Genomic DNA, 16,103 nt, shown 5'->3' on the forward strand with positions numbered 1-16,103 from the left:
GGAGGGCCCTCACCTCCCACGCCCTCCGGGCGCGGGCCCCTCCTCTCCCGGAGGGAGAGGGGTAAGAGGCGTTGGAGTTTTTTCTGGAAAGCTCCCAAAAAACTCCAACGGCGCTCCAAGGGTAGGGGTTAGTCGAGTTCGATGAATTCGAACTGGCGTTCGTCATTATAGCGTTTGCTGTAGATGCCGTATTCGGTGATGCGGCCCTGGATGACGAGACCGTTGCTGCGGCGTTGGATGCCGGTGAGTTGGACTTTGGTGTCGAGGTCTACCTGGCGGCTGGTGTGTTCGAGGATTTCCTGCGCGCGGGCCGCGTCAACCGGCCAGAAGAAGGCGCTGGCCATATTGTCAAGTTGCAGGCTGACCTGTTCCTTGCCGCCGAAGGTCACCTGATTGCCTGGCGAAAAGGCGGTGAGATAGTAGCCGCCGCGGCCGCTGTCATACTGGCTGAGCTGGGAGCTCAGGCGGATCTGCAGGACGCCGACGCCTTCGGTGGAGGCGTAGATGTCTGCCAGGCGTGCAGTTTCGGCCTCCAGCTTGGCAGCCTTGCTGAATTCGTCCGCATATTTGACTTCGTAGACCTCGCCGGCCCAGGCGGCGAGCGGGGGCTCGCGGTCTGTCAGACGGTAGGCCAGCAGGGTCATCTGGAAATCATCGGGATAGGCGAGCGTGGCTGTGCCGAAGGGGCTGGCGGCAGGGGCGGCAGCGGCTTTCTGCTTCTCCTTGCCCTTGTCCTTGGTGTCTTCCTTAGGCGCCCAGGCGGGCTTGGTGGAGGGCGCCTCGGCTTCGGCGGCGGAAGCGGGGGAGCTGGCGGCGCCAGCCTCCCCGCCCTCCGCGCCGGAACTTCCGGCCGGGCCCCCACAGCCTGCGAGCAGGAGAACGCCGGCCAGAGCCGCCAGCGCTGCAATGCGGAAATCTCTCATCGGTGTCACGCTCCGCCTCAGAGGTCGATCTTGGTGTTCTGAGCTTTCTCAAGCTCTTCACTGCGGCGTTTGGATTCGATCTGGGAAAGCTCGTTCTGGAACTGCTCGCCATATTCATAGAGGGCGGTCTGATCGAACATGCCGACGCTGAGTTCTTCCACGACATCCGGATTGGAGCGGAAGGTGCGCACGAGCGCGGTGACCGACATGCCGCAGCCGCTGGTCCAGGACTGGCGTTCCTGACCGCGGCCGTTGACGCCATTGGCGCACTGGTCGCGCATCGGATGGGCTTCGCTGAGGATGTTGCCTTCAGAGTCAGTCACCCAGGAATAGATGTTCATATAGCCGAAATAGTTCGCGTCCCGGCCTTCATAGCGCTGGTAGGGGCCGTATTTCTCCGTGAGGGCGGCCAGGACGGCGGCCTTGGCGGGCATTTCGCCTTCCTTCCAGGTCTGCGTGCGCCAGACGCCGTGGACTTTCTGGTTGCCGGGCACGCCGGGGGTGGCGAGGGTGATCTTCTCGGCGATGAAATCCCACTGGCGATTGCCCGCGCCGCATTTCTGCATCGCGTCATAGGAGCCGTAGCTGCACTCCTTGTTCTCGCCGCTCTGGGCAATGATCATCTGCTTTTCGAGACGCAGGGTGCCGGTGTTGAGACCGCGCGTGTTGAAGAACTCGTTCTCATAGGTGACGAGGCCGTCTGGCAGCTGGCAGGCGATGGCGTTTTCAGCTTCGGCGAAGGTCATGCCGAGCTTGAAGCCGGCGATGTCCGGGCCGGTGAGATCCTTGTTGATCTTGGCCGGGCATTTGGCTTTCTTTGCCTTGCCGCTGTCAGAGGATGTGGCGGCGGGTGCGTTGATGTCGCCCTGGCCGTCATACCCGTTCTCGTCATAGCCGCCTGATGCCTCGCCGCCGCCCCCGCAAGCGGCAAGGAGAAGGGCGGAGGAAACCGCCAGAGCGAGGCCGAGCTTTCCGAATTTCATGACTGTAGTGCCTTTCAAACGACCGCCCGGCTTCTGGCCGGGAGGGGAACCTTGAGATTCGTTTGAAATCTGGGGCTCTCGCGGGCATTAATCTTCACGGCAGCATCACGGAATTCTAACGCCGTGTTGTTGCGCCTGGATTTATTAGATTTTTTAGACGGCGTGCGGGGTGGCGCGCGGGGCTGATGATGGACGAGATCAAGAGTGAAGAGGCCACCCTCTACCGCTACCGGTTTGGCGCGGCGGAGTTTGACGAGGCGAGTTTCGAGCTGCGCGTGGGCGGGCTCGTCGTGGAGTTGGAGCGGCGTCCACTTGAGGTGCTGAGCCTGCTGCTGCGCCATGCCGGCGAAGTGGTGACTAAGGAGGAATTGCTCGAGACGGTCTGGCAGGGGCGGATCACGGTCGAGAATGTGCTGGCCAATGCCATTGCCAAGCTGCGCAAGGGGCTGGGTGAGATACTTTCCGGACAAATCCGGACACAGGCGCGCATCGGCTACCGGTTTACCGGGCAGGTGGAGCGGGTGGCGGCCGGGCGGCGGCTGGTCAACCGGCTGGACCTGAAAGCCGGGCAGCCGGTGCCCGAGCGGAGCCATTTCACGCTGAAGGAACAGCTTTCGGGCACGCGGGGCAGCGAGGTGTGGCTGGCGCGGCACGAGAAGACCGGCGAGCTGCGCGTCTACAAGTTCAGCCCGGATGGGGCGCGGCTGGCTTCGCTGAAGCGGGAAGCGACGCTGGCGCGCGTGCTGCGCGAGAGCCTGGGCGAGCGGGACGATATTGCCCGCGTGATCGACTGGAATTTCGAGACGCCGCCCTTCTTCCTGGAATGCGAATATGGCGGGGAGACCCTGCTGGCCTGGGCGGAGACGGGCGGGCGCCTGGCGGCGATGCCGGCGGGGGAGCGGCTGGGGCTGGCGCTGCAGGCGATCGATGTGGTGGCCGCCGCGCATGAGGCGGGCGTGCTGCACAAGGATCTGAAGCCCGCGAACTTTCTGGTGGCGCCGCGCAAGGGCGGCGGCTGGCAGGTGCGCGTGGCCGATTTCGGCGCGGGCGGGCTGGTCGAGCAGGGGCGGCTGGAAGACCTTGGCATCACGCCGATGGGCATGACGATCGGGGAGGGTGGATCTGGAAGTTCGAGCCTGGGTACGCCGCTCTATATCGCGCCGGAGATCATTGACGGGCAGGCACCCTCGGCGCGGTGTGATGTCTATGCGCTGGGGGTGATGCTGTATCAGATCCTGGCCGGGAACATGAAGAAGCCGCTGGCGACGGGCTGGGAACAGGACATTGATGACCCGCTGCTGCGGGAGGATATTGCCGAGGCGACGCATGGCGATCCGCTGCGCCGGATTGCCTCGGCCGGGGAATTGGCAGCGCGGCTGCGGGCGCTGGACGCGCGGCGGGGCGCGCGGGCCCGGGAAGAGGCGCGGGCGGCAGAAGCCGAAGCGGCGCGCGCAGAGCTGGAGCGTGTGAAGACGCGGCGGCCCTGGGTGACGGCGACTTTTGCGGCGCTGATGGTGGGGTTTGCGGCGAGCGTCTGGCTTTACGTGCAGGCGGAGAGCGCGCGGGGGGTGGCCGAAGCCGAAGCGGCGCGGGCGGCGGCGACGGGCGGGTTCCTGCGCGACCTGCTGGTGAATGCCGACCCCTACCGGCCGGGCGGGGCAAGCGATGTGACCGTGCGCGAGGCCCTCGACAAGGCGGCGGGGGCGATCCCGGAGCGGTTTGCCAATGATCCGGCCACCGAAGCCGCCATCCAGGAAACGGCAGGGGAGATTTACACGAGCCTTGCCGCGTATGAAGCGGCCGCGGAGCGTAAGGGCCGGGCGGCGGACCTCTTCACGCAGCTTTATGGGCCGGGAGATGTGCGTACACTGATTGCGCGCTACCGGCAGGCTGAGGCGCTGGCGAATGGCTCAAAGCTGGAGGCGGCGGGCGAGATACTCGGCGCGGCCGACGGGCTGGCCGGTCCAATGCTGGCGGACAATCCGAAGCTGGCCTTTGCGGCGGCGCAGACGCGGGGGCGGTATTATCTGGTGCAGGCGGATATGGAACGCTCCGCGCCGCTGCTGGAAGAAGCTGTGCGGCTGTTGCCGGAAGCTGCGCCGGAGGACGCGGAGGCCGCTTACCGGCTGAAGATGGACCTGTCGCAGATATACAGCCGGGTGAGCCGCCATGAGGACGCGATTGCTCTGCTCTCGGAGCTTCAATCACCCAGCTATGCCGAGGCGGGCGTGAGCGCGGCAGCGCGGGCGCGGGCGACGATGTATTATGGCGCCTCGCTGTTCTATGCGGCGCAGTATGACGAGGCCGAGCCGGTGCTGATCGATGCGATCCGTCAGCTGACGGAGGTGTTCGGGGCAGAGGCATCGCAGGTGGTGGAGGCGCAGAACTCTCTGGCGAACCTTTATGCGACCTCCGGCAACTGGGAGCCGGCGCTGCCATTGGTGACCGAGGTGCGCGAGAAGATGTGCGCGCTGCATGGGGAGGGCCACCTCACCTGCCTGATGACGATGGGCAATGAGGCGGTGTTCCAGTGGTTCCTGGGAGACGCGGAAGGGGCGGCGGCGAACCTTGTGCCCGTGGTTGATACCTTCCGCGCGCAGTTGGGGGCGGGCTCTCCGGCGGTGCATGTGATGGCGTATTATCTGGCGATGGCGCGGCTGGAGCTTGGCCAGGCAAGCGAGGCGATGGCACTGGCAGAGGGGCTGGACGCGGGCAAGCTGTCGGCGGGCAGCCCTGGCGAGGGATGGGATGCCCGCGTTGAGGGCCTGAAGGGGATGGTGCTGATCCGGCAGGGCAACTGCGCGGCAGGGCGGGCGATGCTGGCCCCGGCAGTGGATGCGATGAAGGCGGGTGGGATGCAGCCGTGGATATTGGAGGACTATCAGGCGGCGCTGGACGCGGCGCCGTGTCGGGGGTGAGGCTGGGGTTGTGTCATCCCGGCCAAGGCCGCGCCGCGGCCGCAGCGCCGGGACCTTCTGCCGGATTTTCATCAGCCTCCAGATGGTCCCGGATCACCGCTGCGCGGTGTCCGGGATGACACGGAAACTAATGTCATCCGATGTCGGATATCCCGGACTTTGCGAATTTGAGGATCGCGCTGGTGAGCCGGGCAAGGTCTTCTTCGCTGATGCCGTAGGCTGGGGTGAGGTAGACGGTGCGGCCGAGGGGGCGGATGAAGGTGCCCTGATCGATGAACCATTTACGGGCAGCCTCCAGCGGGAAGGCTTCTGCCATCTCCACGGCAGCAACCGCGCCGAGGATGCGGACATCGGCCACGCTGTCGATCTCCTTTGCCGGGGCGAGGGCGGAGGTGAGCGAAGTTTCGAGTTTCTTCACGCGCTTGATGAGGCTGCCATCGGCAAAGAGGTCCAGCCCCGCATTGGCCACGGCGCAGGCGAGGGCGTGGCCGGTATAGGTGGGGCCGTGCATCAGGGCGTGATCGGGATTTTCCGAATGGAAGGCGGCGTAGACCTTTGCCGAGGCGATGGTGGCCGCGAGCGGCGTGATGCCGCCGGTGATGGCCTTGCCGAGGCACATGATGTCCGGCGTGACGCCGGCGCGGTTGGCCGCGAACATTTCGCCGGTGCGGCCGAAGCCTGTGAAAATCTCGTCAAAGATCAGCAGCACGCCGGCCTGATCACAGAGGCGGCGGAGGGTTTTCAGCACCTGGGGGCTGTGCATCCGCATGCCGCCCGCGCCCTGGATCAGCGGCTCGATCAGGATGGCGGCGATTTTCTTGTCGGTGGCCAGCAGGGTTTCGAGGGCACGGATCTGGTCGCGCGTTTCGGGCAGGGCGACGACATATTGTTCGGCCAGCGCGCCACGGAACATGTGGTGCATGCCCTCATCGGGATCGCAGACCGACATCGTGGCCAGCGTATCGCCATGATAGCCCCCGAGGAAGGAGACGAATTTCGTGCGCTGTTCGCCGGTGCGGTTACGGAAATACTGGATGGCCGTCTTCATGGCGACTTCGACGGCGACAGAGCCGGATTCGGTGAAGAAGACGCGGGAAAGATCGCCCGGTGTGAGCGCGGCAAGGCGGCTGGCGAGACGGTAGGCCGGCTCATGCGCGAGGCCGCCGAGCATGATGTGGGGCATCTTCGCCATCTGGGCGCGGGCAGCGTCCAGCAACTCGGCGCGGTTATAGCCGTGAACGCTGGTCCACCAGCTGCCGACGCCATCGACCAGCTCGCGCCCATCGGCGAGGTAAAGCCGGGCGCCTTCCGTCCGGGAAATCGCAACCGGTGCGGGCAGGGTGCGCATCTGGGCGTAGGGCAGCCAGATATGCTCCAGCCCCTCGGAGAACCAGTCTTTCGGGTCAGCCATCTTCAGCGCTCCTAAACGGTCCGTTGCTGCGGGTATTCGCCCCTTGGCAGGGCCCGCGTGCATCCCCTAGGACAGGCGCGGCAGAACGGCCAGAGGATTGTAAGCGCGATGACATCTTTTGAACGGCTGAAAGCCTATGCGGAGCAGAAGCTGGCCCAGTTGGAGGCCAGCGGACAACGCCGGAGCCTCACGGAAACAGCGCGCGAAGCGGGCGGACGGGCCGTGCGGGCCGGGAGCCATGTGATTTCTTTCTGCGACAATGATTACCTGTCCCTCTCCCACGATCCGCGCGTGATGCAGGCGGCGGCCGATGCTGCGCTGCGCCATGGCGCGGGCAGCGGCGCGTCGCGGCTGATTACCGGGAATCACCCGCTCAACAGCGCGCTGGAGGCGCGGCTGGCGGCGCTGAAAGACACCGAAGGGGCGCGCGTGTTCGGATCGGGCTTTCTGGCCAATCTGGGGACCATTCCCGCGCTGGTGGGCAAGGGGGACACCATCGTCATGGATGAGCTGGCCCATGCCTGCATGCATGGCGGGGCGCGGCTTTCGGGCGCGGAGATGCGCCTCTTCCGGCATAATGACGTGGCCGATGCGGCGCGCCTTCTGGAAGGGGCACCGGGGCAGGCGCTGCTGCTGACCGAGACGGTGTTTTCGATGGATGGGGATGTGGCGCCCTTATCTGAGCTTGGCGCCCTGGCAGAGCGCACCGGCGCCTGGCTGATGACCGATGACGCGCATGGGCTGGGCATCACGAAACAGGACAATCCGGCGCAGATCCAGATGGGCACCCTGTCAAAGGCGGTGGGCGGGTATGGCGGCTATGTCTGCGGGCCTGCCGCGCTGATGGACCTGCTGACCAGCCGGGCGCGCAGCTTTGTGTATACGACCGGCCTGCCGCCGTCGGTGCTGGCAGCGGCCATCACCTCGCTGGATATCATCCAGGCAGAACCCGAGCGGACGGCCAAGGCGATTAGACATGCGGCGCTGTTCTGCGAGCTTATGGGGCTGCCTGCGCCTTCGAGCGTGATCGTGCCGATCATCATCGGGCCGGAGGCAGAAGCGATGCGGGTGTCTGCTGCTCTCCTGGAGCGGGGATACCTTGTGACGGCCATACGCCCGCCAACCGTGCCCGCGGGGACGGCGCGGCTCAGGGTAACCTTTGCCACGGGGCATGAGGAGGCCGACGTTCGTGCGTTTGCCGGCGCGCTGAGAGACATCATGGAGCAGGCATGCGCGGTTACTTTGTAACGGCCACCGGCACGGATATCGGCAAGACATATATCAGTGCCCGCCTGATCGAGGCTTGGCGGAGGCGAGGTTTTGTCACCCAGGCGACAAAACCTCTGATGAGCGGCTTTACCGAAGACGCGCTGGAACAGTCTGATGCCGGACGATTACTGCTGGCTATGGGGCAGGCGGTGACGCCCGCATCCGTTTCCGAAATCTGCCTGCACCGGCTGGCGCCGCCGCTGGCGCCGAATGTGGCTATGCGGCAGGCGGGAATAGCGCAGAACTACAATGAAATCCGGGGCTTCGTTGAGCGCCGGCTGGCGGCGGGCGCGGATGTGCATCTGGTGGAGGGCGCTGGCGGGGTGATGTCGCCCCTGACCGATGATACGCTGCAGATCGACCTGATGGCCGACCTGCAACTGAAAGTTATTCTGGTCACGGCGCCCTATCTCGGCTCCATCAGCCATACGCTGACGGCGATTGATGCGCTGCACGCACGCGGACTGGAGATAGCCGCGCTGGTGGTTTCGCAACCCTTCGTTTCCGGAGGGGAACCCGGCGTTTTCATTGAGGAGGTGTGCCGGTTCAGAACATTGCCCATGGTGGGGGTTCCCCACGGACAAGACGCAAAATCTCTGGATCTGTTGCTGCTGCAACAGGATGCGGGACTTTAGAGTCGCTTTTCGTTTGAGCTTTTACTCTTCGTGCATATAGTATTACGTAGATTCCCTGGGTGACCAAGCTGGTTGCCCGGATCACTTGGGGCGAAATTTCACACTCATCCGGAGACAATCCGATGGCGGACCAAATGCCCGAGGGGCGCGAACGAAGGACCCAGAAAGACCGCAGCGAAAGCATGCAGCGGCGGGTTTTGGATGCAACGCTAAGATGTATAGGGGAACGGGGCTATATCGGGGTTTCCCTGCAGGACATTGCCGATGCGGCTGGGGTTTCGAGGGGGGCAATTACCCATCACTATTCCAGCAAGATCGAGCTGACTTCATCCGCCATCCAACATTTTGTGCAATGGCGGCATGAAAAGGTCTACAGCGCCTTTGAAGGCAAGGGGGATCTCGATCTGCGCGCGCGTCTCGATGTGCTGTGGGGGGAGTTTCAGGAGATTTTTCCGATCACCTTCGAGCTGATCGTGGCGCTGCGGTCGGACAAGGAATTGCTGGCGCTGTACAAACGGTCTTCGAAAACGCGGATCGAGGAGATCGTTACAGGGTATGATGATTTCTTCCCGGAGCTGTCCGGCATGAAGGTGCCCGGCGTGTTGATCGCCGTGATGGCAGCCTTCTATCGCGGCGCCTATATCGAGATGGTTTCCAGGGAACCGGGCTATATCGACGAGATGAAGCGGGTGTTCCAGGACATGCTGATGAAGTATCTGGGGCTGGACGATCCGCCGTCTGGCCCGGCAGCCTAGTCGAAGGGATTGTCCCCGTAGACGGTCTTGCCGGCGCGCCGGTACACATCGCCGGTGACACGGCCGCAGATGGACAGGGCAGTGAGGGCGTACATCAGCGTGCATTTGAAGAAATCGTCCGGAGACGGACGCCAGCGGACCGGGCCAAAGGTGATCGCGGGCACGCGGTGCATGTTGAAGACGTTATGGTCGCGCCACATGCTGGAATAGACCGGTTTGGCAATTTCGACGGGCTGGTTGAGGACAGCCTGGACAGCGCCATCGACACCGGCAATGAGCGGCGCGACTTCGGTGTCGTCGGCTTCATAACCATGGCTGACATTGACGGGCTCGATCTCGAATTCCAGGCCTGGCAGGGCGCGCATGACCGCTTCCAGCTCGTGCAGGACCTGGGCGGCTTTCTGTTTTGGCGTGAGGTCGCAGCTGACATAGATGGCGGCGACTTCGGTGCCGCCGCTATGGGGGAAGCCGGCCTGGACGCAGCTGATGGTCGCCTTGGGGATAGAGGTGCCGCCTTTGGCGCGGTAGACGTTGTTGGCTTCGTAGTCTAGCGACCAGGCGTGGAGCGCCTCGATCACCGGGCCGAGCTTGTAGATCGAGCTGGGATGATCAGCGGTGGCCTTGGGCGCCTTCAAAAGCGGACGGAATATTGATTGGCCATAGATGCGAATGCGGAACATCGCGCCGCCGCAACCGAGCCAGGTGACGCCGAAATCGGTGCCTTCGGCGGCGATGGCGAAATCAGGCGCGACGCCGCCATGATGGAACATGTAATGCGCGCCGATTTCCTTGCCCATGCGGTCGATGCCGCCATGCTCCTCGATGGGTTCGGGGCCGCATTCGCCAGGGCAGGCGGTGAGATACATGCGGCCGGCGAGTTCGTAACCGGCTTTTTTCAGCGCCTTGGCGGCCATCAGCATGCAGGACATCGGCCCGCGATCATTGGCGACGGCATAGCCATAGAACTTGCCATCTTCGAGCCAGCATTCGCGCCATTCGCGGTTTTTCGTGCTTTCGGGGCGGCGCGTCTTGGCGAGAATGACGGGATCGGCAGGCTCGCTCTCGGTATCGAGATGGGCCGTGAACAGAAGGTTTTTGCCGGGGCCATTGCCGCCATAGCTGCCGATAACATTCTGGCGGTGCGGCACGGCGCCCACGCTGAGCGGGCGGAAGCCCTCGCGTTCCATCCACTCATGGACAAAGGCGGAGGCTTCCGCTTCGCCGGTTGACGGGCTGTAGATGTTCGACAGGTCGAGGATGAGTTTCGTCAATTCCTCAATGTCGATGGCATCGGCGATGGCTTTTGCATCTTCCGGGGCGATCCCGGCGCCAAGCGCCATGTCCAGCAATCCGTCAGCCATGGGGTTTCCCTCTCCCTTGTTCTGTTATCTGATTATACGGGTTCGTGGCTTGTGGCCGGGAAACGCTGGCGCAGTTTTGGCAGGATGCCGCCGAACATTTCCAGGCCCGTCTTGTAGTCCGGGAAGATCAGCATCACACCGTCAAGATCGCAGGTCTCGATATAGTGCTCGATCTTCTCGCGGCAGGTCTCCGGAGAGCCGGCGACCGTGTGGTTCTGGCTGGCGCCCATCTTGCGGGCGGCGGCGGCGAGGCTGTCTGGTGCCAGGCCCCAGCTTTTCATCTGGGCCATGATGGCGCCGAGATCCTTGCCATCCTCGAAGCGTTGCAGCATTGCCTCGGCCTTCGCGTCGCTGTCGTCATGGATGACGGTGCACATCGAGCAGACGCGAATGGTCTTCCCCTTCTCGGCGGCGATTTCGCGGGCGCGCTTGCTGAAGCCCCGGCGTTCCTCAATGCTGCGCCCACCAATGAAGCAGGCATCGGCATGGGTGGTGGAGAAGTCAAACCCGCGATCGGACTGGCCGGCGGCGATCAGATCCGGGCGCGGCTTTGACAAGGGTTTTGGATCGGACTGGCAGTCTTCCATATCGAAGAAGCGGCCCTTGAAGGTGACGCTGGGCTCGCTCCAGAGGCGCTTGATGATGGTGATCCATTCTTCCGTAAGCTGATAACGGTCGCCATGGGTGAGGCTGTCATCCCAAGCGCCCATCTGGGAGAACTCTTCGCGGTAAGCCCCGGCGACGATGTTAAGGCCCGCGCGGCCATTGGAGATATGGTCCAGCGTGGTGACCATCTTAGCGACAACGCCGGGATTGGAAAGCAGGGCGTGCATGGTGGCCCAGACCTTCACATTCTTTGTCACCTCGGCGAGGCCCGCCATCATGGTCATCGATTCCATCGACGTGGCCCAATGGTTGGTCTCGCCGCCGAAGCCGCGGAACTTGGACATCGACATGATGAAATCCAGGCCGATACGGTCTGCAATGATCGCGGCTTCGCGGTTAGTCTGGTAGAGGCCGTCAAGCGGGGGCGCGTTCTTCGAGATGATCCAGCCGCCATTGGCGATGGGCAGAAAAACGCCGAAGAGTTTATGATTGGGCAACATGGTCTTGGGGCTCCACGTATTGGATTTCAGGCGGTTCTTTCGGCGATGGCCGGAGTATCGAGGGCAGGGCTGGCGCTGGCAGCTTCAGGTGTTTCGCCGCGCTTCGGAGCGCGCATCATCACCACGGCCACCCAGACGATGGCCGCCACGGCAGAGAGGATCAGGAACATCAGGATGAAGTTGCCCGTCAGATCACGGATGACACCGCCAATCGTCGGCCCGAGGGCGGACGCGGCGCCAACGAGGCACATGGAAGAGAAGAGTTCCAGATTATGCCGCTGGCCGAAATAGTTCATCATCAGCACGGTGCAGGAAAGGGCGGTGAGGCCAAAGCCGATGCCGGTGCCGATAGCGTAGATCAGCAGGATGGAGTGGGAGTTCGAAGTGGCGAGGACGGCGCAGCCGATGGAGGTGGCGGCGAGCGACACGATCATCAGATAACGCGGGTCAACCCGTTCGCCCAGGAAGCCGCCGCCGATGCGCGTGAGCACGGCGATGAAGGCTTCCAGGCTGAGCATGGCGCCGGCGGTTTCATTCGAGACGCCGCGCTCCACGAGATGGCCGACCGAGAGGCTGGTGACGGTGACCAGGGCCATCAGGTTTGCGAAATAGGCGGCCACGAGGATCATGTATTGCGGGGTGCGCATGGCTTCCTTCACGCCCCAGTCAACCGGGGTGATGTAGACGCGCGAAGGCTTTGCGGCAGCGGCGGTTTCGCAGGTGGTGCCAGGGGTAGGGGCTGGCTCGATCTTTGTCTCGATGGCGGGCTCTGTCAGCTCTCGCTCCGCAGGCTGAGCAAAGCGTTTGTCGAGGCCGATGATGAACGCGCCGGCGATGCCCGTGGCGAGGAGGAGGAGGGACTGGTAAACCCAATAATCGCGCCAAACCTGCCCTTCGACCGAGAGTACGGCCATCACCATCCACGGGCCAAAGACGTTACCGAAGCCGCCGATGGTGAAATAAAGGCCGAGGGCGGTGGAACGGTTCTTGAAGTGGCGGCTGATGACGAAGGTGGACGGGATGGTGCCCAGCATCTGGTAGGCGACGCCGCAGATGGCCGCGGCGATGAAATATTGCAGCAGGCTGTTGACGGAACTCATCGTGTAGAGACCGAGCGCCATGAGCAGGGCGCCGCAAATCAGCGCGAGACGGACCCCAAACTTGCGGATCAGCAGGGTGGGCAGGAGGGAGGAGCCGCCACACGCGGCGCCCAGGATGGTGAAGCCGAGGCCGGCCTGGGACCAGCTCCACTCAAGTTCTGACACCATATGGGGCAGGACGATGCCCAGGGAGGAGAAGGTGGCGGCGCTGATCAACAGGTCCAGCGTACTGAGTGTTGCCAGATGGCCCCCTGCCAGAGGAGACACGGAGCGGACGGATTTAAAGATTCCGGAAGTCAGCATCTGTCTCTCTCTTGCTCTTCAATTCTTTGTAACGGGGGCTGCGTTGCAGATCGCGGGCCAGCAGATCAAAATCTGACATTTCAGGCAAAATGTCAGAAACTGCGTCAGTTATGGTTCAGGTTGCCTATCAATTGACCATTGGGCGGGCATGGCTGGATTTCCGGGTCAGGCCGCGCCCGGCCGGGCGCCGGGGCTGCGTGTGAAGAGGAAGATGGCAGCGCCTGTGAGCAGCGCGGCAATGAGGCCGGAGAGGGCAAGCGGCAGGCGGTATCCCATCCCGTCCAGCACCGCGCCGGTGGCCAGCGCGCCGAGCGCCGGGGCGCCGCGCATCAGCGCGCCCCACAGGCTGAGCACGCGGCCGGAGACAGCTTCGTCCGTATCCAGAACCATCACGAGCTGGGAGGTCGCCGCGCTGATGCACATGAAGAAGCCGAGGATGGTGGCCGCCAGCGTGGCCGAGAGGATGCCCGGCGTGGCCGAAAAGGCGACGAGGGAGAAGCAGGCGGCGAGCGATGACCAGAAGAACATCATGGCGGGCCGGGCGGGGGCATTCAGCGTGACGATGACGGCGCCGATAACCGCCCCGGCGCCGACGCCCATGATGAGATAGGAATAATCCTGCACATTGCCGCCAAATAGCCGGTCTGCGAAGGCGGGCATCAGTTCGTAAACCGGGCGGACGAGGAAGGCGGTAGCCGCGAAGATCAGAAGAACAGGTGTGACCACGCTGTGGCTGGAGGCGGCGTTCAGGCCGGCCCAGAGCTGGCGGAGGAAGGGCTCGCGCTGGGCGGGCGCGGCGCTGGCGGCGTGCAGTTTCCGCAGGCTGAGAACAGTCGCGATCATCACGAGGGAGACGGCGGCATTGATCCAGAAGATCGAGGCGGGGCCGGGCCAGATGACCAGCGGGCCGGCGAGCGCCGGGCCGAGGAAGCGGGTGACGTTGACGGAGATGGCGGTCATCGACATGCCGGTGGGCAGGCAGTCGCGCGGGGTGGCGTCTCGCAGCAGCAAGGTGCGCGCCGATTCCTGCAGGGCAGCGGCGATGCCGCCCCCTGCCGTGAGCGCCATCAGCAGTAGCGGCGTGGAGAGGCCGAGGAAAACAACGAGGCCCGTGGCGACAGAGATGAGCAGCGCCGCCGTCTGGCAAACAAGAACGATCCGTTTGCGGTTCATCCGGTCTGCCAGTACCCCGCCGAGCGGGCCAAAGAACAGGCCGGGCAGCAGCTCTGCGCTGGCCAGCAGGCCGAGCCAGGTGGTGGAGCCTGTGAGTTCCCACATGATCCAGCCAAGCGCGATGCGTTGCATCCACTGGCTGGCCATCATGGCCGTGGAGGCGAGGAACAGGCTGCGATACGCCGTGTCGGCCATGACGCGGACGAGGGCTGCCGTGCCGGTCAGGTGGGGGCCGCCGGCTTTTTCAGGAGGGCTCATGAGCGCCCTTCGGGAACGGGTTCACGCGGATCAAGGCACCAGATGTTGCCGCGGTGATAGGCAAGTGGCGCGGCGGCCTTGTTGGAGCCGAGTTGCAACACGCGGCCGACGACGATTTCGTGATCGCCGCCCTCATGAATGGCGTGAACGCGGCAATCAAACCAGGCGACCGACTCTGTCAGCACCGGCGCGCCGGTGGTTGCGGGGGCGTGGGCGACCCCCTGGAAGCGATCTTCCGCGCTCTTGGAGGAGAAGCGGCGGACCACATCCATATGCGGTTTGGAAAGAATGTTGACGGCGAAGAAGCCAGCGCTGCGGATTGCTTCGAGCGAGCGGCTCGACCGGTCGAGGCAGACGAGCAGCAGGGGCGGGGATTGCGAGACGGCGGAGAAGGCGTTGACGGCGGTGCCGGCGATCTGATCACCGCTGAGCGTGGTGACGACGGTGACGCCGGTGAGGAAGCCGCCCATGGCTTCGCGCCAGAGGCCTGCATCAATGGGGTGGGTCATGTGCCGTCTCCTCTCAGCCGAACGGGTTGTCGCCATAGACGGGCTTGGCCCGCGTTGCTTCTGCCTCGCTGCCGGCCTTGCCGCAAAGGGCGAGGGCGGTGAGGGCGTAGATCAGTGCGCTTTTGGCCAGATCGTCCGGGGTCGGACGCCAGCGTTTGAAGCCGGTAGTGATGGCGGGCACGCGGTTCATGTTGAAGACGTTGTGGTCTCGCCACATGCTGGAATAGACGGGCGCGGCGCGCTCGACCGGTTTTCCCAGCGTAAGGCGTGTGGCGGCATCGACTGCGCTGACCAGCGGGGCAACCTTTCCGGCATCGGCCTCAAAGCCATGACGGACGACGACGGGCTCCACATCAAACTCCCCGATCCCTGCTTCGCGCAGGAATTTTTCGAGGCTGCGGTGAACTGCGCCAATTTCCTGATTGGGCGCGAGGCCGACTTCCAGATAGAGCGCGCAGACTTCCGTGCCCGCACCAAAGGCATGAGGCACGCCGCCGCGCACGGCAGAGATCTGCGCTTTGGGATAGGCAGAGCCGCCGGGCGTGTCGTAGCGGCTTCCGGCTTCGAATTTCAGGCTCCAGTCCAGGATCGGCTGGATGGCGGCGCCCATACGGTAGATGGGGTTTGGGTGCTGGGCGGCCAGTTTGGGTGAGTTGAGGAGGGGTGTGAAGACGGCCTCGCCATAGAGGCGTATACGGAAGACAGAATAGCCGCAGCCGACCCAGGTGAGGCCATAGTCGCAGCCCTCGGCAGCGATGGCGTAATCTGGCGAAACGCCGCCATGATTGAAGACATAGTGCGTGCCGATGTCCTTGCCCATGAAATCAATGCCGCGGGCCTCTTCGATGGGCTCGGGACCGATTTCGCCGGGGGAGGCGGTGAGATAGAGGCGGCCGGCAAGATCAAAGCCGCATTGCTTCAATGCCTTGGCGGCGAAGAGGAAGCAGGTCATCGGCCCCCGATCATTGGCGATGGGGAAGCCGTGGAAGGCGCCGTCTTCCAGCCAGCATTCGTTCCATTCGCGCACTTCGAGGGTTTCCGGGCGGAATTTGTAGGCGTCTTCATCCGGGTTCCAGGTGGGGCTTTCGGTGTCGAGGTGAGCCGTATAGAGAAGGCTTTTGCCATCGCCCTTGCCGCCATAGGTGGCGATGATGTTCGGTCGCTCCGGCGTGGCGCCGACCTTGCGGGGGCGGAAGCCCTCTTTGGTGAGCCACTGATAGACATATTCGGCTGCCTGGGCCTCGCCCCGCGCGGGGCTGGGGATATTGCCCAATTCGAGGGCAACCTTTGTCATTTCTTCCTTGTCGATGGCGGCGGCGAGCGCGGCGGCGTCCTCTTCCGTGACGGTATAGTTCGCCTCGGGCAAATTCTTGAACACGTTACTCATTGGGATACTTTC

Annotated in this window: 13 protein-coding genes; 4 read left to right on the forward strand and 9 right to left on the reverse strand. The window is 63.9% G+C overall.

Translation table 11 applies throughout. From position 1 onward, the window contains the following. Positions 1-128: 128 nt before the first annotated feature. Positions 129-923: a hypothetical protein gene (locus ACQKI2_RS14350; RefSeq protein ID WP_427380289.1), complete on the reverse strand. Its 795-nt coding sequence runs from the start codon at positions 921-923 to the stop codon at positions 129-131. Between the two features lie 17 nt (positions 924-940). Next, a complete protein-coding gene (locus ACQKI2_RS14355; protein ID WP_427380290.1) occupies positions 941-1,906 on the reverse strand; it encodes a hypothetical protein in 966 nt (321 codons plus the stop codon). 185 nt (positions 1,907-2,091) lie between these two features. Between ACQKI2_RS14355 and ACQKI2_RS14360 the strand changes: the two genes are divergently transcribed. Further along, positions 2,092-4,824, forward strand: coding sequence for a protein kinase domain-containing protein (locus ACQKI2_RS14360; RefSeq protein ID WP_427380291.1), 2,733 nt, complete (start codon positions 2,092-2,094; stop codon positions 4,822-4,824). A gap of 133 nt (positions 4,825-4,957) precedes the next feature. Here the strand turns inward: ACQKI2_RS14360 and ACQKI2_RS14365 are convergent, their stop codons facing one another. Continuing rightward, positions 4,958-6,235, reverse strand: a complete 1,278-nt coding sequence (locus tag ACQKI2_RS14365) for an adenosylmethionine--8-amino-7-oxononanoate transaminase (RefSeq protein ID WP_427380292.1) — start codon at positions 6,233-6,235, stop codon at positions 4,958-4,960. A 108-nt stretch (positions 6,236-6,343) separates the two neighbouring features. On the opposite strand from ACQKI2_RS14365, the gene ACQKI2_RS14370 reads away from it, so the two are divergent. The 3 genes from ACQKI2_RS14370 to ACQKI2_RS14380 all read left to right on the forward strand — a co-directional run bounded on the left by ACQKI2_RS14370 (position 6,344) and on the right by ACQKI2_RS14380 (position 8,894). Further along, positions 6,344-7,483 carry an aminotransferase class I/II-fold pyridoxal phosphate-dependent enzyme gene (locus ACQKI2_RS14370; protein WP_427380293.1) on the forward strand — a complete coding sequence of 380 codons (1,140 nt, stop codon included), beginning with the start codon at positions 6,344-6,346 and terminating at the stop codon, positions 7,481-7,483. After that, the gene (gene bioD, locus ACQKI2_RS14375) at positions 7,465-8,139 is read left to right on the forward strand and encodes a dethiobiotin synthase (RefSeq protein WP_427380294.1); all 675 of its coding nucleotides are present in this window, start codon (positions 7,465-7,467) and stop codon (positions 8,137-8,139) included. Before ACQKI2_RS14370 ends, bioD begins: the two co-directional genes overlap by 19 nt. A gap of 122 nt (positions 8,140-8,261) precedes the next feature. Beyond that, positions 8,262-8,894: a TetR/AcrR family transcriptional regulator gene (locus ACQKI2_RS14380; protein ID WP_427380295.1), complete on the forward strand. Its 633-nt coding sequence runs from the start codon at positions 8,262-8,264 to the stop codon at positions 8,892-8,894. On the opposite strand, the gene ACQKI2_RS14385 is transcribed toward ACQKI2_RS14380, so the two are convergent. The 6 genes from ACQKI2_RS14385 to ACQKI2_RS14410 form a co-directional block, all read right to left on the reverse strand. After that, entirely contained in the window at positions 8,891-10,255 is a 1,365-nt protein-coding gene (locus ACQKI2_RS14385; protein ID WP_427380296.1) for a M20 family metallopeptidase, read from the reverse strand. The genes ACQKI2_RS14380 and ACQKI2_RS14385 overlap by 4 nt on opposite strands. Before the next feature lie 32 nt (positions 10,256-10,287). Further along, on the reverse strand, positions 10,288-11,361 hold the full coding sequence (locus ACQKI2_RS14390) for an LLM class flavin-dependent oxidoreductase (protein ID WP_427380297.1): 1,074 nt from the start codon (positions 11,359-11,361) through the stop codon (positions 10,288-10,290). A gap of 26 nt (positions 11,362-11,387) precedes the next feature. After that, positions 11,388-12,764 carry a CynX/NimT family MFS transporter gene (locus ACQKI2_RS14395; protein ID WP_427380298.1) on the reverse strand — a complete coding sequence of 459 codons (1,377 nt, stop codon included), beginning with the start codon at positions 12,762-12,764 and terminating at the stop codon, positions 11,388-11,390. Positions 12,765-12,929: 165 nt separating this feature from the next. After that, a complete protein-coding gene (locus tag ACQKI2_RS14400; RefSeq protein WP_427380299.1) occupies positions 12,930-14,195 on the reverse strand; it encodes an MFS transporter in 1,266 nt (421 codons plus the stop codon). After that, positions 14,192-14,704 carry a flavin reductase family protein gene (locus ACQKI2_RS14405; RefSeq protein WP_051612437.1) on the reverse strand — a complete coding sequence of 171 codons (513 nt, stop codon included), beginning with the start codon at positions 14,702-14,704 and terminating at the stop codon, positions 14,192-14,194. Before ACQKI2_RS14405 ends, ACQKI2_RS14400 begins: the two co-directional genes overlap by 4 nt. 13 nt (positions 14,705-14,717) lie before the next feature. Continuing rightward, positions 14,718-16,091, reverse strand: a complete 1,374-nt coding sequence (locus tag ACQKI2_RS14410; RefSeq protein ID WP_427380300.1) for a peptidase M20 — start codon at positions 16,089-16,091, stop codon at positions 14,718-14,720. Positions 16,092-16,103 lie beyond the last annotated feature (12 nt).

It is taken from the genome of Hyphomonas sp. NPDC076881 (assembly GCF_050269995.1).
Classification (GTDB): Bacteria; Pseudomonadota; Alphaproteobacteria; order Caulobacterales; family Hyphomonadaceae; genus Hyphomonas.